The sequence below is a fragment of the Gracilimonas amylolytica genome, from assembly GCF_002911695.1.
GTDB lineage: Bacteria > Bacteroidota > Rhodothermia > Balneolales > Balneolaceae > Gracilimonas > Gracilimonas amylolytica.
The window spans coordinates 6,108-25,197 of sequence record NZ_PQBS01000038.1 but is presented as its reverse complement, the minus strand read 5'-3'; the positions used below and the strand labels follow the sequence as shown (position 1 = coordinate 25,197).

Annotated in this window: 16 protein-coding genes; all 16 read left to right on the top strand. The window is 34.5% G+C overall.

Going from position 1 to position 19,090, the window contains the following annotated elements; translation table 11 throughout:
• The first annotated feature begins 4 nt into the window (after positions 1 to 4).
• The 16 genes from C3B73_RS12045 to C3B73_RS11970 all read left to right on the top strand — a co-directional run bounded on the left by C3B73_RS12045 (position 5) and on the right by C3B73_RS11970 (position 18,802).
• Positions 5 to 1,144, top strand: coding sequence for an N-acetyl sugar amidotransferase (locus tag C3B73_RS12045; protein ID WP_103665868.1), 1,140 nt, complete (start codon positions 5 to 7; stop codon positions 1,142 to 1,144).
• Entirely contained in the window at positions 1,141 to 1,773 is a 633-nt protein-coding gene (gene hisH, locus C3B73_RS12040; RefSeq protein ID WP_103665867.1) for an imidazole glycerol phosphate synthase subunit HisH, read from the top strand. Before C3B73_RS12045 ends, hisH begins: the two co-directional genes overlap by 4 nt.
• Positions 1,763 to 2,536: a HisA/HisF-related TIM barrel protein gene (locus C3B73_RS12035; protein ID WP_103665866.1), complete on the top strand. Its 774-nt coding sequence runs from the start codon at positions 1,763 to 1,765 to the stop codon at positions 2,534 to 2,536. Before hisH ends, C3B73_RS12035 begins: the two co-directional genes overlap by 11 nt.
• The gene (locus C3B73_RS12030) at positions 2,536 to 3,459 is read left to right on the top strand and encodes a sulfotransferase (RefSeq protein WP_103665865.1); all 924 of its coding nucleotides are present in this window, start codon (positions 2,536 to 2,538) and stop codon (positions 3,457 to 3,459) included. The genes C3B73_RS12035 and C3B73_RS12030 overlap by 1 nt, the downstream gene beginning before the upstream one ends.
• Positions 3,452 to 4,489, top strand: a complete 1,038-nt coding sequence (locus tag C3B73_RS14260) for an O-antigen ligase family protein (protein ID WP_103665864.1) — start codon at positions 3,452 to 3,454, stop codon at positions 4,487 to 4,489. Before C3B73_RS12030 ends, C3B73_RS14260 begins: the two co-directional genes overlap by 8 nt.
• Positions 4,490 to 4,521: 32 nt before the next feature.
• Positions 4,522 to 5,709, top strand: a complete 1,188-nt coding sequence (locus C3B73_RS12020; protein WP_103665863.1) for an MATE family efflux transporter — start codon at positions 4,522 to 4,524, stop codon at positions 5,707 to 5,709.
• A complete protein-coding gene (gene asnB / locus C3B73_RS12015) occupies positions 5,681 to 7,348 on the top strand; it encodes an asparagine synthase (glutamine-hydrolyzing) (protein WP_103665862.1) in 1,668 nt (555 codons plus the stop codon). The genes C3B73_RS12020 and asnB (C3B73_RS12015) overlap by 29 nt, the downstream gene beginning before the upstream one ends.
• The gene (locus C3B73_RS12010; protein ID WP_103665861.1) at positions 7,349 to 8,455 is read left to right on the top strand and encodes a glycosyltransferase; all 1,107 of its coding nucleotides are present in this window, start codon (positions 7,349 to 7,351) and stop codon (positions 8,453 to 8,455) included.
• The gene (locus C3B73_RS12005) at positions 8,452 to 9,591 is read left to right on the top strand and encodes a hypothetical protein (protein ID WP_103665860.1); all 1,140 of its coding nucleotides are present in this window, start codon (positions 8,452 to 8,454) and stop codon (positions 9,589 to 9,591) included. Before C3B73_RS12010 ends, C3B73_RS12005 begins: the two co-directional genes overlap by 4 nt.
• Before the next feature lie 206 nt (positions 9,592 to 9,797).
• Complete coding sequence (locus C3B73_RS12000) at positions 9,798 to 10,592, top strand: aldolase/citrate lyase family protein (protein ID WP_103665859.1); 795 nt, start codon at positions 9,798 to 9,800, stop codon at positions 10,590 to 10,592.
• Positions 10,592 to 12,358, top strand: a complete 1,767-nt coding sequence (asnB, locus tag C3B73_RS11995) for an asparagine synthase (glutamine-hydrolyzing) (protein WP_103665858.1) — start codon at positions 10,592 to 10,594, stop codon at positions 12,356 to 12,358. The genes C3B73_RS12000 and asnB (C3B73_RS11995) overlap by 1 nt, the downstream gene beginning before the upstream one ends.
• On the top strand, positions 12,358 to 12,909 hold the full coding sequence (locus C3B73_RS11990; protein WP_103665857.1) for a sugar transferase: 552 nt from the start codon (positions 12,358 to 12,360) through the stop codon (positions 12,907 to 12,909). Before asnB (C3B73_RS11995) ends, C3B73_RS11990 begins: the two co-directional genes overlap by 1 nt.
• A gap of 256 nt (positions 12,910 to 13,165) precedes the next feature.
• Positions 13,166 to 15,040, top strand: a complete 1,875-nt coding sequence (locus tag C3B73_RS11985; RefSeq protein WP_103665856.1) for a polysaccharide biosynthesis protein — start codon at positions 13,166 to 13,168, stop codon at positions 15,038 to 15,040.
• Between the two features lie 1,004 nt (positions 15,041 to 16,044).
• Complete coding sequence (locus C3B73_RS11980; protein ID WP_103665855.1) at positions 16,045 to 17,220, top strand: nucleotide sugar dehydrogenase; 1,176 nt, start codon at positions 16,045 to 16,047, stop codon at positions 17,218 to 17,220.
• A gap of 1,076 nt (positions 17,221 to 18,296) precedes the next feature.
• Positions 18,297 to 18,497: a hypothetical protein gene (locus C3B73_RS11975; RefSeq protein WP_103665854.1), complete on the top strand. Its 201-nt coding sequence runs from the start codon at positions 18,297 to 18,299 to the stop codon at positions 18,495 to 18,497.
• Positions 18,470 to 18,802, top strand: coding sequence for a type II toxin-antitoxin system RelE/ParE family toxin (locus tag C3B73_RS11970; protein ID WP_103665853.1), 333 nt, complete (start codon positions 18,470 to 18,472; stop codon positions 18,800 to 18,802). Before C3B73_RS11975 ends, C3B73_RS11970 begins: the two co-directional genes overlap by 28 nt.
• Positions 18,803 to 19,090 lie beyond the last annotated feature (288 nt).

The following is a 19,090-nucleotide window of genomic DNA, read 5'->3' as shown; positions in this document are numbered from 1 at the left end:
GAAAATGAATAATAAAGTATTTTGGTGCAAAAACTGTTTGAATATGTCAACTAGGCCTAGAATAGAATTTGATGAAGATCAAATTTGTAATGCTTGTAAATGGGCTGAAGAAAAACAAAAGTTTGACTTTTCAGAAAGGGAAAAGATTCTCAAAGAAGCATTAGATAAATATAGAAATCCTGAAGGCTTCGATTGTATAGTTCCTGTTAGTGGGGGTAAGGATGGATCATACGTATCTTATAAACTAAAAGAGGAGTACAATATGAATCCTTTAACGGTAACTATCAGACCTGCTTTGGAACTAGACCTTGGCTCAAAAAATTTATTGAATTTTATCAATTCGGGATTTAATCATATTCATGTTACGCCAGATCCAAATGTAATGCAGGCGTTAAATAAGTATGGGTTCATTTACAAAGGTTTTCCATATTACGGATGGTTAATAACCATTCATACTGCAGTAATAAGAATGGCTACCTCTTTAGGAATTTCATTGTTGTTTTATGGAGAAGACGGAGAGATTGAATATGGTGGTTCTACAGAGCACAAGGACAAAGCTTTTTATGGAATTGATTATATGAAGTCAGTATATCTAGAAGGTGGATACGAAAAAGTCTTAGATAAAGTAAAGAATGATTACGGTTTTTCTGAGGGACAAATGTATTTTTGGAAATTTCCGGGAGATGATGAAATAAAAAGTAAAGACTTAAAATTTACACATTGGTCATTTTACGAATCTTGGGATCCTTACAGAAACTACACAGTTGCAAAAGAAAATTGTGGATTAGAAGAAAAGGAATTCACCAATCCGGGAACATTTACAAACTTTGCCCAAAATGACCAAGCTCTGTATGCTCTGCATGCATATTTGATGTATTTAAAATTTGGCTTTGGTAGAGCTACTCAAGATGCAGGTATTGAGATTAGAAGAGGAGCAATGTCTAGAGATCAAGCTTTGAATTTGGTAAAGTTATATGACAATAATTACCCTGAAGAATTCGAAGAAGATTATTTAGAGTATTATGACATGACAAAAGAAGAATTCGACACAGTTTTGGCGAAATGGGCAAATAAAGATTTATTTGAGCTGAAGAATGGTCGATGGAGCCCAAAATTTGAAGTAGATAACCCATTTGAAATATGAAAATTGCGATAATAGATTATGGAATGGGCAATATACACTCTTTAAAGGCTGCAATAAAAGAAGTAAATCCTGAAATTGATATAATTTTAACTAATGAACATAAGTCATTAAACAGAGTTGATGCTTTGTTTTTACCAGGTGTAGGTCATTTTGGCGCTGCTGTAGAAAAGCTTCAACAGTATTCATTGATTGAATTCCTACGAGAGTTAGTTTTAGAAAAAAACAAACCTTTATTTGGAATATGTCTTGGAATGCAATTACTGTTTGATAGTAGTGACGAATCACCAAATTCAAAAGGTCTTGGTTTAATTGAAGGTAGTGTAACAAAATTTAAAAATGAACCATATAAGGTTCCCCATATTGGTTTTAATACTATTACTGTTAATAGTAGAAATGGAGATATGTTAAATAATATAGATTCGAATGACTTCTATTTTGTCCATTCTTATGCAGCCAAAGAAATAGATAAACTAAATGATAATTGTTCTTATTCAAGATGTTTATATAACGATGAATTTATTGCATCTGTTGAAAAAAAACACATTTGGGGAACACAATTCCATCCAGAAAAAAGTCAGAGGTCTGGACTCGGGATAATTAAAAACTTTATAAATAAATATGTCGACTAAAAAACGTTTAATATTTGCACTATTATATAATGAGGGACACTTTTGCCAAAGTAGAAATTTTCGATTACAGAAAGTTGGTATGTATGATTGGTTATTTAATAACTATAACTTTTCTCATATAGCTGAGTATCTTGATGAATTAGTAGTAATAAATGTAAATCCTTCAGATCAAAATGAAGATGATTTTCTTGCTCAGGTTAAAAAAATTGTTTCAAAGGTGTTTATTCCTGTTGCCATTGGGGGAGGAATCAAGAATGTTGATAATGCAAAAAAAGCTTTCAATTCTGGAGCCGATAAAGTTATTTTAAACTCATTAGTGAGAGAAAGTATAATTGATTGTAAAAAAATAATAGATGTTTATGGCTCTCAATCTGTAGTAGGATCAATAGATTACAAAACAATAGATAATACCGATTATATTTATGATTGGAAATACAACACTATAAATCAAAATATTGATTTACAAGAATATATTAAAAAATGTGAAGATCTTGGTTTTGGTGAGATATTAATTAACTCGGTTAATAGAGATGGTACTGGTTTTGGTTATGATATTGATTCAATTAACAGAATTGAATCATACTGCAATTTACCTCTGATGGTGATGGGGGGGGCAGGTAGTTTGAATCATTTTAAACCTACTTTTAAAATACCAAACGTAGATGCGTGTGTTACTGCAAATTTGTTAAATTTTATAGGAGATGCTTTACAAAATGTAAGACATGGACTACTAGAGGAAAAAATAGATCTAGCAAAATTTTGATGAAAAAAAATATAACACTTAAAAATAACGTTTCAGAAAAGATAAATGACTCTATATTTATTACTGGGTCAGCTAGAAGTGGTACAACTATAATGGGGAAACTCATTCATTCAATGAAGTATGTAGAGTATACATTTGAACCCCCAACAGTACTAACATTATTGTCTGTTATTGAAGAATTTAGAAATAATAGCAATCTATGGAAGATTATTTTTGAAACATACTTATATGAAGATTTCTTTGTCAATTCCATTGCTGGTAGAAATTTAAATTTTAAAACTAACGAAGATAGTTTTATTTATTTAGTAAAAAATAGAAACCAGATAGAAGAAAGACTTAACAATAACTCTAGAAAGCATTTATTGAATTTAGATAAATATAAAATAGCATTCAAAATTCCGGATATTGCTCCCTATCTAAAGAATTTTAAAAATATATACCCAAACGTATGGGTGATATTTATGGTAAGAAATGCATCAGATACAATTAATTCATTATTACGTAAAGGATGGTTTAATTCAGAGTCACTGAAAAATAATAATAGAATTTGGCCATTGATCAAATTTAATGGTTCATATATTCCTCATTGGGTAAGTAATGATATGAGAGAAGAATGGTGTAAAATGAATGAGGTAGATAGATGTGCTTATTATTACATACAAAATCAAACGATCATAGAAGAGAGTAAAATAATTTACATTAATTATGACTTTTTCGTTGATAATACATCAACATGCATGCATGAAATTATAAATTACTTAAAAATTGATTTTGGGTCCAAAACCAAAAAAATAATAGATAAAGTATCTAAACGGGAAACTAAAAGAGATCAAGAAATATTAAAAAAAATAAGGCCTACACTAAGGAAAAAAATAAAATATATCGAGTCTAATATGCCAACTGATATATTTATTAATGAGTAATAGTATAAAAAAATATATCTACATTGGAATGGTGTCATTGTGGGCAAGTGGCTCAGTTTATTTAATATCAATAATCTCATTAATATCAATAGGCGCACAAGTTAAAATAAATAAATATAGGCTTTTCACTACTTTATTTTTTTTTTTAGTAGTCACTATATCAGTTATCTATAACATAAACAATTCCAGCATAAAAGATTATATCCAACTTTTACTTCTTATTGGGTTATTGATAAATTATAATCCTGATAGGAGACTTAACACTTTTGTATATAAGGGTTTCTATTTAGGAGGACATCTTGTAATAATTGGGGTAATAATTTTATCGATTCATTATGGACTTAATCAACTTGAATACTACTATTTAAGTGTTAGTCGTACCTTTAATTACTCATCTTTTTATCTCTATTTTTCTTTTATAATTGCACCATTTTATCTGAGACATAATAAATACCGAGCTTTTATATATCTGGTACTTTTTATTTCTATCACATTATTATTTTCAACTAGGTCTGTTCTAGTATTGGGCTTAGCTTCCTATTTAGTTTTATATAATAAATTAATAATTAAAAATAAGAAGTTTTTATTACTCATAATTATTACTGTAGTTTTATCCTTGAGTATGAATATATGGGAGGAATTACTTACAAAAATATTTAATGTAAGTACTAATACTAGTAATTTATTAAGACTTGGTATGTTTAATCTTTCTTTTGATGTAATAAAGGAATTTCCTTTAGGAGTTGGTATAGGTGGTACTTTGGATTTATTATATAGTAATAATTTCTACTTCCCATATACTCATAACACACTTGCTGACTTGTTAATTGAATTAGGGTATATTGGTTTATTCTTGTATTTATCTCTGGTATTGTACATAATAAAATTGTATAGAAATAATAAAAATAGAGTTGCATTAGTTATATCATTATTTATAATAATTTATTCAATGTTTGAGAGTTATTCGTTTAATATAATAATCACGCTAATCACTATAGTGGTAATAAAGTCAATCAAAAAGATTTGTTAAAATTATTTATTTCACAATCCTTAGGACTCTCTATGGGTACAGCATTAGGGAGATTAGTGGGGTTTTTTAGATTTCAGTTATTGATATTCTTATTGGGATTAAGCACTGTAAGTGATAATATAATCTACTACTATACACTTGTTTGGTTTCTATATAATTTTTTCATTTCTCCTTTATTAAGCGGAGTGGTTATTCCTGAGCTTGAAGAATCAAATGATTACAACTTTATAATTTGTAAGCATCTAAAAGAACTTATCTTCTATTCTGTAATCTTATTTTCTGGACTGTTAGTTATATTTTTAATTCCACAACTTGAATTATTTGAATTAGGAATGATTATTAACTTATTCATAATTTTGTTACTGATGGGCTTCAATGAATTAATAAGTTTATATAATCAATTTAAAAATAAATATTTCACCTACTCAATTAATCCCTTAATATGGAATCTATTCAGTTTAGTGTATACTGTAATTTTATATTATTTAGGTATTATATCAGCTAATACATATCTCTTATGTTATAGTGTATCCGTATTGGTTACATTAATATTTCAGTTTTATACTAGTGATTTAAAATTGAAAATTATTAAAGATAAATTTAAGACTGTTAGATATCAGTTCCATTTTAAATATTATCACATAGCCTCTGTTATTTTCACATCAGCAATTTTCATAGATTTTAACTTTTTAAAAATAAGTGCAGAAGAAGGATCTATTAGTTTTTACTCTGTCTTAAATAAATTACCAGAATTATTCGCATCATTTATAGCGGGTACCATTATAGTAGTTCTATTTAATAATTTGGTTAAAAATAAAATTATACTTGAGAAAGCAATTAATATAGTTATTGTTTTAACATTGGCTTCATTCTCACTACTATATCTAATAATAAGTCATGACTCAGGTCAAATAATTAATTATCTCTTTAATACTGAGTTAAGATTTAGTGCTAGTATCCTGCTGGCTATTACATCTTATTTTGCTATTTTTACCATTTGTTCATTCTTGGTTAGAGCCAGTTATTTTCTCAAGATAGACAAGTCTATAACGTTATTATTATTGTTAATTTTGGGAATAAAATTTTACTACTATACCCAAGGTGCAATAAGTATAGTAGAAATGATCAATTTCAATTTAGTGTCCTATTCAATATTGTTATTGTTTAGCATATATAAAATAATTAAAAATAATGTGTGGCATCTTAGTTATAAACGATAAAAAGGGAGCCTTAAATGATGATCATTTTACAAATCTATTGGGTGAAATCACCCATAGAGGCCCTGACGAACAAAATTTTGTTAAAAATGGTAGCTTATACTTAGGGCATGTAAGGCTAAGTATAATAGATGTGGCTAATGGGCATCAACCATTTAAAAAAAACGACAAGGTTTTATTATTCAATGGTGAGATTTATAATTATAAGTCTATAAAAAAAGAGCTGCAAGATAATGGTATAATATTTGAAACAGATTCTGATACTGAGGTTGTATTAGAAGCTTTTAAATATTTTGGAGATACTTTTATTGAGAAGCTTGATGGTATGTATGCCTTTGTAATATATGATCAAAAAAATAATGAGTTAACAATATCAAGAGATTTCTTTGGTATTAAACCACTATATATGTATGAGGATAATAATTTTATGGTACTTTCCTCAGAGATGCATCCAATTAACAAAGTTATTAAAGACTTAAAATATTCTAATTTAATCAAACTTAATGATTATTTGTTAAATGATTCATGTGACTCATTATATGTTGGCCAAGATATTATTAGAAGGGGATTCTTGTATAAGTATGATGTTAAAAATGGAATGCTAAGAATAGCAAAGTATAAAGAGGAGAAAGAAAAATCATTAAATAAATATTATTACGATAATGATTTACTAAATCTTCTTGAAGAAGAAATTGATCAGCAGTTAATAGCTGACGAAGGGATAGGAGTAGGTATATTCCTAAGTGGTGGAATAGATTCTAGTATAATTACAGCAATTGCATCTAAAATAAGGCCTAAAATTAATACATATTCAATAGTTTTCGATGATGACGTAACAGAAGAATACTACTCAAGAATTGTTGCAAAAAAATTTAGCACTAATCATACTGAGTACAAATTTAATGAAGACACTCTTATTGAATATATCCCAACAATGATCAATGCAATGGATTTGCCTATTTATGATCCTGCTATTTTACCCTTTATGTATCTCTGTGATAAAGTGAGTAAGAACAACAAAGTTGCATTATCAGGTGATGGTGGCGATGAGTTATTTTCTGGTTACACAACTTTAAGAATAAATAAGTATAAAAAATTATTTAGATTAATATCAAAGTTATCAAATCATCTTGGTACTATATCTAATAAATTTAAAAATATAAATTCAATAATAGATAATAATCTATCCAGTAATAGATTTGAGGATATTTATAAAAATGATTTTGACGTACTTGATGAGAGATTATTAAGGAAAACAGATATTAGTTCTATGCATTACGGCCTAGAGGTAAGAGTTCCATTTCTCTCGAAAAGAATTTATAACTATGCTAGTGATTTTCATCCTGAAAGTTTCATTAATTTAAAATATGGAAAAATGCCCCTAAGAAGAATTGCTAAAAAATTGATAGGCAACGATATAGCATTTAAGAAAAAACAAGGGTTTAGGATTCCAATTAAAAAATGGGTAACACAAAGTGAACTATCAGATGTAATTGAAGAAGATCTACATGATTTAGTTGTTCCTAAAATGCTGATTAGTAATGAAAAAGTTAAGAAAATGCTTAAGAGAAAAAATATTTACTTTAGTGAGATATTTAAACTATATATTTTGAATTTATGGATAAAAAAGCATTTTAAATAAATGAACATACTACAGATTAGAAGTGAATTTCGTGATAATGGACCTGGAACTCAAGCATTTCATATTTCAAATGAATTAATAAAGAGAGGCCATAAAGTATATGCTGCATCTAGTGGTGGAGTGATGTCTGATAAGTTTAATGAAGCGGGTATTAAACATTTTGATATTGAATCTTTGGAGATTAATAAAAGAAATATCAAAAATTTTTTAAAAAGTATATTCAGTGTTTACAAAATATTGGATGCAAATGAGATAGATATTGTTCATGCCCACAATGCAGCTTCGCTATACATCGCATATATTGCGTCAAAATTCATAAAACGTAAGGTCAATTTTTTTCATAGTTGTAGAGGTATAGAATTAAGAAAATACTTTAAGTGGAGAAATTTAATTTATCTTAATTATCCAGCCACAATATTTGCTGTAGCAGAATGGACAAAAGAACAATTAATAAATATTGGTGTTGATAAACATAAAATTATTGTAACCAATAATGGTGTTGACATCAGTAAATATAACTTTAACAAAAAGGCCATATATAGACAAGAGGTAAGATCTCAATACAATATACCTTATAATTCAATTGTTGTTGGAATTGTAGGAGCTATTGGTGTCAAAGGTCATGATGAGTTGATCAAAGCATTTAGTAAACTTTATAAAGATTTCCCGAATGTATATTTAATTTTAGTAGGGGGAGGAGATAAACTTGAGGCTTTTAAAAACCTCGCACAAAATTTAAATGTTTCTGAAAGATGTGTATTTACTGGAATGAGAATGGATAGTCACAAGTTACATGCTGCTTTTGATATATTTGCACTTCCTTCTTACTGGGGTGAAATGTTCCCAAATGTATTGTTAGAATCAATGGCTTACAAAAATCCTCTGATTTCTACTTATTTATCTGGCATACCAGAGATAGTAACTGAAGAAGTTGGTTTTCTTATAGAGCCAAAAGACACAATTTCTCTTGCCAATAAACTCAGAATATTGCTAAGTGATAAAGAACTAAGGATTAAGATGGGAAATAATGGTTATAAAAAACTTAAAAATAATTATACAATATCAAAAGTTGTTGATAAAATAGAAAGGGCATATTATAACCAATGATTTTATTTGTAGCATATGGTGGTGGTCATATTACCATAGTAAGTAAATTAAGTAAATACTTTGAAGAGAGGGGAGTAACAACGAAAATTTTACCCCTCACAACAGCTGTGCCGTATTGTAATTCTCATGATATTGAATACTTGAGATTGAGCGAATTTGCCACAAAAGATGATTTTACACCTAAAGTGATAAAAGTTGTAGAAGAGTATGTCCAAAAATTGCTTAATGATAAAATAGGTATTCCTTATGAGCATACTTTATTGTATCACTTAATCGGTTTACAGGAATTAATTAACAGGCTTGGTTATGCTAAAGCATTAAAAGAATTTTATAAACATGGAAGGTATTCTTTTGAGCCTATAGGTTTTGCAACTAGTGTAATTAAACAAATAAGAGCTGAGGCTGTTGTAACCACAAATTCTCCAAGAATGGAATTGGCTTTTCAGAAAGCATCAGAGATGTTAGATATACCATCATTTGCTATTGATGATTTATCAGGAAACCCGATAAAAATGATGCAGAGTTCAGTAGTTTTTGTTGATAATGACATTTCAAGGAAAAACTTAAAATCTAATGGTTATAAAGGAGAAATTATCATTTCAGGTAACCCGATATTTGAAGAGGCAAGAAATAAATTCACTAAAGATAAATCTAAAGATAAAAATAGATTACTGATAATACTTCAAAAAGGTATGAATAAATTAAATCATGAAAAAACAGAATTAAGTGAAGATTTTTTTTTAAATTTTTTCGATGAAATTTTAAATAACAGATTTTTGAGGGATTTTGAAAAAATTACGGTTAGATTTCACCCAACTATGAAACCAACTATTTATTGGAATTCTGATAAATTTGAAATTGATCAAACAGCAGATATACAGAATTCGATATCAAAACACGATTTTGTTTTGGGGTTTTCTTCAACAGCTCTATATGAAGCATATTTAATGGGTAAAAAAGTTTATGCACTTAGCTTTGGGAAGGATTACTTTAAATTGCCATTAGATTACTGCGGACGAATTGACCGAACCGGGAATTTACAAATCGATGGTAATTATACTGTTAAAGAATCAAATGAGTCCCTAAAATCAAAAGAAATTATATTCCAAAATATTATAAGTAAAATTAGAAATTAATTTGCTTAAAAATACTCACCTTAACTAACAATGAGATTCTAAATTAGGAGAAATATGATGATAAAATTACCATATCATACTTTCTGATTATATTAGGATTTACGCTGAAAATATGAGCTAGCTTGTACTTGCTTATAATAAAAAAGTAAGAAAGTTTCACGCTATAAGTTTGATACTCCTTTCTGCATTACTAAAAAAAACACCAAATGAAGTATTATTTAATTGAGAATGACATAGATAAAATAAAGCATTTTGATCAGATTGGAATAGACAGAATATTTATAGATTTGGAAAAACTTGGGAAAGATGATAGACAAAAAAATTTAGACACTGTAAAAAGTAATCATACAATACAGGATATTTATAATGTAAAGCCAATATTAAAGAGGGCTGAGCTTTTGGTTCGGGTTGATCCAATAAATAGTAACTCAAAAAATCAAATTAATGATGTTATAGATGCAGGTGCTGATGTAGTAATGTTACCCTTTTTTAAGACAGCAGAAGAAGTGCAAAAATTTATCGATTTTGTTAATGGAAGAGCTAAAACAAATATTCTTATTGAAACAGCTGCTGCATTTGTAAGATTCAAAGATATTTTAGCTATTGACGGGATTGACGAAGTGCATGTAGGGCTTAATGATTTAAGTATAGATTTAGATTTGAAGTTTATGTTTGAGATCATAGCTCATCGGTTCTTAGTTCCTTTAACACAATACTTAAAAGAGAAAGGAATATTTTTTGGAATAGGTGGGGTTGCTGCTCTTGATGATGGTAAATTACGAGGAAGGAGTATTTTGGCTGAATACTATAATTTGGGAGCTTCTGCCACAATCTTATCCCGAACATTTACTAAAATCTATAATAAAGATGCCGATCGTTTTGAAGAAGAATATGCTAAATTAGCAATAGAATGGTCTGGCTTAGTGAATAGAGAGGAGTCTTTTTTTGAGGATAATATCAAGGAAATCAATAAAATTGTTAATTCTATAATTAAATCATAATGTGCGGTATTGTAGGCTATAATTTTTTAAACAAAGACAAAAGTTTTGATCCGGAACTTATTAAAAATTTGCTTTCTAGCGTAGCTCATCGTGGGCCGGATGATTCCGGCTTTCAGACTTATCGTTCTGCTATGATTGGAAATACGAGGTTAAGCATCATTGATCTGGCATCTGGTCACCAACCTATGATTGGTGGGAAAAGTGATATTTCGGTAGTTCAGAACGGAGAAATTTTCAATTACATTGAATTGAAAGAAGAATTGATTGAAAAAGGGCACAAGTTCAAAACCACCAGTGACACTGAAGTCATTTTAAATGCATATATCGAATGGGGAGAGGCCTTTGTAAACAAACTAAATGGAATGTTTGCAATTGCAATACTTGATGAAAAACGGGATCAATTATTACTCTTTAGAGACAGATTGGGAGTCAAGCCCCTTTATTACTATCACAAAGGAGAAGATTTTTTATTTTCTTCAGAAATTAAAACTTTTAAAAAGTATAATTTTTTTGACAAAAAAGTAAAAAATCAGTCTATAGCGAATTATCTAGTTTTAAACTATGTGCCCGTCCCCGATACCATTTTTGAATATGTTCATCATATCCCTCCGGGATATTTCGCAAGAGTTGAACTAGGGTCTAATGATATTAAGTTGACTCAATATTGGGACATCGCACATCTTGAACAGAATAATGATCTATCTGAAGATGGTTTTCTTGATAAATTTGAAAAATTATTAAATGACGCGGTTAGAATAAGATTAAGGAGTGATGTGGATGTCGGTGCTTTCCTAAGTGGAGGACTAGATTCTAGTTTGATATGTGCCTTGATGCGCAAAAATGATCTTGAAAAGAAAATTTCCACTTATAGTATTGGATTTCACGAAAAAGAATATGATGAATCTCAATATGCTAAAAATGTAGCTCGAGAATATTCTCTAGATAACAACCTAAAGTTTCTGGGAGGAGATATTGTGGATTTGTGGGACAAAGTAACCTACCACAACGATCAACCTCATGGAGACATATCGTTTATTCCAACGTATATTTTATCAGAATTTGCCAGTAAAGATTTAAAAGTGGTTTTAACCGGTGACGGCGGAGATGAATTATTTGCAGGCTATCTTAAATATCAAATGCTGGAAAAAAATGGGGATTCTAATAAATACTTTGATACTACAACGGTATTTAATGAGAATGAATTGATAGATTCATTATCGCCAGACTTTAAAAAAACAATTACTGTTGGCGGAGCCCGAAATCTATTTACGGATTGTCTAGGTAAAGTTGAAAACAGAGATCTTTTGAACAAGGTACTCTATTTTGAAACTAAACAGCTTTTACCTGGGAATAATTTGGTGAAGCCTGATAAAATGGCCATGGCAAACTCTTTAGAGACCCGTAGCCCGTTTATGGATTACCGACTCTTTGAGTTGTGTTATACTATGCCAGGAAAACTTAAGCTCAGAAATGGTGAAACAAAATATCTGTTAAAAAAATTAGGACTACGTTATTTTAATGAAGAACATGTTTATAGAAGAAAACAAATGTTTACTGTTCCAATTGGTGAATGGTTTAAAAATAAGCTAAGCGATTATTTGATGACAATTATTGAAAGTGAAAAGTTGATAGAGCGAAATATTTGGGATGCTGATCAAATTAGAAAACTTGCACAGGAACATAAAAGTGGAGTAGAAAACAATACTAGAAAGCTACGCGCTATTGTGAATCTTGAATTGTGGTACAGAACTTTTATCGATTCATAATGAGATTATTAGATTTTATAATTTCTTCTTTTGCTTTACTAATCCTATCTCCAATTATGTTATTTGTTGGATTGACAATTTATTTGACCGATGGAAGACCTATATTTTTTAAGCAAAAGAGAGTTGGAAAAAATTTAATAGAGTTTACTATTCTTAAGTTTAGGACGATGAGGAATGAAAAGCGAAACTCGAAAAAAATAGAGTTTACAAAGAAAGATGATCCCCGAATCACTTCTATAGGACGAATATTAAGAAAATATTCTATAGATGAATTACCCCAATTGTTGAATGTATTCTATGGTGACATGTCAATTGTAGGGCCCAGGCCCGATACCCCACAACAAAAATCAAATTATGATACAAAAACTTGGAAAACTAGGCATCTTGTTAAACCTGGAATTACTGGACTTGCTCAAGTAAATGGGAGAAGTAATATAAATCCAGAGCAGAGAATTCATTATGATCTTAAGTGGGTAGAAAATAAATCAATAAATTTATACTTGAGTGTTATTTGGAAAACTTTTTTTATTAAGGTGAAAGATTCAGTCTAATAATCCTTAAGTACCTTACAGAAGGTACTGTTTAACACAGACTAGATGTCGAAAGATGATGAGTTGGCAATGTCTGACTGCAGTGAAGGATCGCCCCGATAAAGCCGAGGCAAAAAAAACACTCCTCTATGGTAAAACTTCACCTAAATGACTCACAAACAACGGGTTAAAAATTTTAAATGTACAATTCAGTGATATTTTCCTTATTTTAGGGCGCCTTTCTGAAAGGTTTAAGAGCTGAACACAATATCATGTAATGAAACAGACGATTTTCGCGTACAAAAGTATCTTTAAAGGGGTTGCAGAAATTGGAACTTGGTCACTCATGACGGTCTTGGCATTTATGTTAAGGCTGGACGGCGATCTGACCGGATATTATACTATTATACTGCAGCTGACCGGAGGATTGTTAGTTGTAAAAAGTATGATGACCTACTTCATGGGTAGTCACCGTCAATCTTGGCGGAATACCGGGTTCAGTGATCTCTTTTCAGTCTTGATCATGGTGGGGATACTAACCATACCTTATACGTTGTTTGTGTTATTTAGTGGAAGGACACTCAATATTCCTTTTTCCATTCCCATCATTGAGTTTTTCCTGGCGGTACCCGCACTCATCACCCTAAGAGCCCTGACCCGATATTTTATTAAGTATCGCGTACCAAAAGTAAAGGGAAGTAACGAGGCCAAGCGGATTTTAATCGCCGGAGCCGGAGAAAGCGGAACCATGGTGGCTAAAGAGATGCTCAAGAATAAGGAAGCCAATATGATACCGGTGGCCTTTGTAGATGATGATCTGTCCAAGCGAAAGCAGAAGTTCATGGGTATTCCGGTGAAAGGCACGATCTTTGAAATACCGAATGTGGTGCGGCGTCTGAATATTGATGAGGTGATCATTGCGATGCCGTCTGAATCGGGGGATGTCATACGCCGAGTGGTGGAACGGGCTCGAATGACGGAAGCTAACTATAAGATCGTTCCGGCTATATATGACCTACTTAGCGGGAAGGTTTCCATTAGTCAGCTTCGCAATGTGGATGTAGAGGATCTCCTTCGTCGTAAACCGGTACAGTTGGAAACAAGTACTATTTGCTCTTACATTGAGGGCAAACGGATCCTGGTAACCGGAGCCGGTGGTTCAATAGGCTCAGAGATCGTTCGTCAGATCTCCCGGTTCAAACCAAAGCATGTCATTTTGCTTGGGCGCGGTGAGAACAGCATTCATCAACTGGTGCGTGAGATCAACAATGAAATTCCTTACCTAGATTATTGCATTCGTATCTGTGATGTGAGAGATAAAATGACACTCCGCACGATCTTTGAACAGGACAAGCCTGAAGTGGTATTTCATGCGGCTGCCCATAAGCATGTGCCCCTGATGGAAGAAAACCCTGCACAGGCCATTCTCAATAATGTGCTGGGAACAAGAAATTTAGTGAACCTGTCCGTTGACCATAAGGTGTCTCATTTTGTGAATATTTCCACGGATAAGGCCGTTAACCCAACTTCCGTTATGGGTGCCAGTAAGCGAATTGCAGAACATATTGTTGAATGGGGATCTCATCAGGCTGAAAATGGTGAGGTGTTTGTGTCAGTTCGATTCGGTAATGTATTGGGGAGCCGGGGCAGTGTGATACCGATCTTCAAGGATCAAATCAAAAAAGGCGGTCCGGTAACGGTCACTCACCCCGATATGATCCGCTATTTTATGACCATTCCTGAAGCGTCACAGCTGGTATTGCAAGCCGGTGCCCTTGGTAATAACGGAGCGGTTTACGTGCTCGATATGGGTGAACCGGTGAATATCGAGCAAATGGCTCGCGATCTGATCAAACTAAGCGGCCTGGAACCGGATATAGACATTAAGATCGAACATACGGGCATCCGTCCGGGTGAAAAACTATACGAAGAGCTGCTCACCGCTGAAGAGGGCACCGATATGACCCGTCACGAAAAGATCTTCATGGCCCGCAAGAATGGTGTACTGGAAAACCTCACTCAGCGCTTGAATGAACTTAAAGCGGTGGCCGAAAACGGAAACAGGGAAGAGATCAAAGAGGCGATCTACAAATTCGTGCCTACCTACACCGGCTACAAAAATGGCCGGGAAGTCGAAGACACGATGGCCTGAGAATATTGAACCTGCCTCGCCGGCAAAGGCAGGCACTCAATATTCAATGTTGAAGAGTGTGTTTATCATAACTCTCTAATGCCCGGTCATTGCGAGGCGGCCTGTGGTATAATGTAGGTTTAGAAAAGTGAACAACGAAGCAATCTCCCAATTACGACTTCCCAGGCAGATCAGACAGATTGCCACGGCCTTTGCTTCGCCGAAGGCCTCGCAATGACTTTGCCTTTTAAAACCGGTCGTCGGTCGTCCGTCCTCGGTCCTCGATCAATCACTGAAAATCTCCCCTGCCTTTGCCGGCAGGCAGGCTTAGAAGGGAGAGGCTAAAATCAGTTTACTGATTTTACCGAGGGATGTGAGTGCGGGTATGATGGCAACCGAGTCAAATCCGCACCCCATACATCCTCCGCCCGTCTTCGTATTCACTCAGCCCGGCACCTCCTTCAAAGGAGGAATTTCATGTAATTTATTGTAGTACTTATTCCTTAAGTCTATAAACCCGGTCATTGCGAGGCGGCCAATGGTAAAATGTAGGTTTAGAAAACTGAACAACGAAGCAATCTCCCAATTACGACTTCCCAGGCAGATCAGGCAGATTGCCACGGCCTTTGCTTCGCCGAAGGCCTCGCAATGACTTGGTTTTAAAAAGATTAAAGTCCTCTCCTTGCCCACGAATGCTTGAGGCAGGCGAGCAGTGGATCTAGGTGAGGTCGTGAACAGGGTACCCAAGCCTGAACCGGAAGCAGGAGCCTACCTCGCCGGCAAAGGCAGGCTTCCAAGATGGCATTACGCAACAGGAGCTGCGTAACGAGCACTAAGGCAGACTTCCCGCACAGCATCACAAAGAAAAACCTCCGAAACGAGCATTAAACCCCTAACCCCTTGCACCTCGCACCTCGCGCCTTGCACCTCGCGCCTTGCACCTAAAACCTAATCACTCAAAACTAAAAACTAATAATTCCTTATCTTCCAAGTCTTTCAAAACTAAGAAACAATAAGATAGCCGTATGAAAATAGCTGTAGCCGGAACCGGATATGTTGGACTTTCACTTTCCGTTCTTTTAGCGCAACACCATGAAGTGGTTGCCTTGGATATCATCGAAGAAAAGGTAAAGATGATCAATGAGAGAAGGTCACCCATCACCGATCCCGAGATCGAAGACTTTTTAAAGAACCGGGATGATCTGAATCTAAGGGCTACACTGGATAAGAACGAGGCATACGTCGGTGCTGAGTACGTGATCATAGCCACGCCCACCAACTACGATCCCGAGACTAATAAATTTGACACCCGCTCGGTGGAATCGGTGATTCGGGACGTGATGGAGATCAACCCGAAGGCGGTGATGGTCATCAAATCCACGATACCGGTAGGATACGTGCAAAGTGCGAAAGAAAAATTCGGAACCGATAACCTCATTTTCTCTCCGGAATTTCTGCGAGAAGGACAGGCCCTGCACGACAACCTGTATCCGTCAAGGATCGTGGTAGGAGAGCGTTCTGATCGGGCAGAAACCTTTGCAAAACTACTAAAAGAGGGAGCGGCGGATGATGCCGGAGAGATACCGATCTTATTCACGGACAGCACAGAGGCTGAGGCCATTAAGTTATTTTCAAACACCTACCTTGCCATGCGGGTAGCCTACTTCAATGAACTCGATTCTTATTGTGAAACTCATAACCTGAGTACCAAACAGGTGGTAAAAGGGGTAGGCCTTGATCCCAGGATCGGCGATCACTACAACAATCCATCCTTCGGTTATGGAGGCTACTGTCTGCCGAAAGATACCAAGCAGCTGCTGGCTAATTTTGAGGATGTCCCGAACAATCTCATCAAAGCCATCGTGGATGCTAACACCACCCGCAAGGATTTTGTAGCTCGACAGATCTGGAAAAATGATCCCAAAATAGTCGGGATTTACAGATTGGTGATGAAGCAAGGCTCAGATAATTTCAGGGAAAGTGCCATACAGGGGATCATGAAGCGTATCAAGGCCAAGGGGATTGAGGTGGTGGTGTATGAACCATACCTAAAGCAAGACGAATTTTACCACTCCCGCGTGATCAGTGACCTGGATGAATTCAAGGATATTTCCGAAGTGATCGTCGCCAACCGCATGGTGGATGAGATCAAAGACGTGAAGGATAAGGTGTACACACGGGACCTGTTTGGGAATAACTGATTTATGACCGGATAAGGGAATTGAACATTCAACATTGAGTGTTGATATGTGTTCTGTTAAGATAAGGAGCTACCTAAACCCATCCATCACCCCGTTCTCACGTTGAAAAACCAATAAACAGATGAAGGCAGAACGGAATGATGGATTGGAAATTTGGTTCACGGATCAATCCTTATAACCTCGAAACATACAGGTCGCTACAAGCGAGACGCTTGCGCTAGTTGCAGAGTCAAAGATCCGGGTATTCCCGAAATCAATATCCCAAATAGATCGATCAGCTTACCACAGCCTACGCTTCGCTGAAGGTCTCGAGTGACAATTCTTGGAGTCCAAAATCTAAAATCTCCACATCTATAAAACACAAGAGTTGTCACCCCGAGTCGCAATGGAGCTGAATACCGATTTAGGTTGGTTACCGCGAGGGGTCTCAAACCCGGCATTAGCTCCGATTTGGGCCTAGAAAAGCACCTCCATCATTCGGCTCACGTTAATTTAGCTTCGAGGCACATTTCCAAAAGAGCCGGGTGATGGAAATCTGGATTAATCTCTGACTTGAAAAAATTCTCCCTTAGAAGGGAGAGGCTAAAATCGGTTTACTGATTTTACCGAGGGATGTGAGTGCGGGTATGAAGGCACCCAGGTCAAATCCACCCCCGTACATCCACCGCCAGGCTTCGTATTCACTCAGCCCGGCACCTCCTTCAAAGGAGGAATTTCCTGAGATGTATTGAAGTACTTATTCCTGAATCCTAATAATCCGGTCATTGCGAGGAGATTGGGTTATATAATATTGGATGAGTCAGTTTGACGACTAAGCCATCTCCCGAAATCGATCTCCCAAATAAATCAGGCAGATTGCCACGGCCTTTGCTTTGCCGAAGGCCTCGCAATGACTTGGTTTTAAAAAAGAGCAAAATCCTCTCCTTGCGAAGGAGAGGATTTAGGTGAGGTCGTGATCAGGGCAACCAAGCTTGAACTGAAAACCCCTCTTTCGTCCTAAATTCATTTGGTACTTCTTAAAACAATCATTCAATATTTGTAGAACATACACCAAATAGATATTTTAATTGGTGGTAATGACCAACAAAGACTTAAGTGTTATGGAAGGAAAAGAGTTAAAAGACAATGTTTCGGGGAACCGGTTTACGTCTGGAGAGGCATTATCAGAAATTGAATTCAAGAAAGGGATCAAAGTGGCTGAAAAAGGGCCATTTTATACGGTTCAGGAATCAATGACTAAATTTGAGTCGTGGTTGAAAAAAAGAAAAGAGAAGTAGCTGTTTCAGAGCAGTTTACGGAAGACCTAAAATCGGTGTATGAGTATGGGGAAGAAATTTTCGGAGCGGCCTCTGCTAAGAGTTTTGTTTCGGAAATTTACAGTAAAATTTGGAGCCTGGATCAAACTTGGGCTCACTATCCAGAGTGTCGACATCTGCCAACCAAAGATCAGATATACAGAAATATAATTTTAGGTTCCTACCTGGTCATTTATCGGGTAAATAATGACCATATTTTGGTGTTAAGAATTCTTCATGGTCACTCCAGTATTACAAAGATCAAGGGTTCTCGTAAGATCCAATAGTTTTAAAAAACCAGTTGAAGCTGATATCCAACCCATCCATCACCCCGTTCTCACGTTGAAAAACCAATAAGCAGATGCAGGCTGAACGGATTGATGTATTTGGGCCTAGAAAAGCACCACCATCATTCGGCTCACATTAATTTGGCTTCGAGGTACATTTCCAAAAGAGCCGGGTGATGGAAATTTGGATTGCCGATCATTCCTTATAACCTCGAAACATATAGGTTGCTACAAGCGAGACGCTTGCGCTAGTTGCAGAGTCAAAGATCCGGGTATTCCCGAAATCAA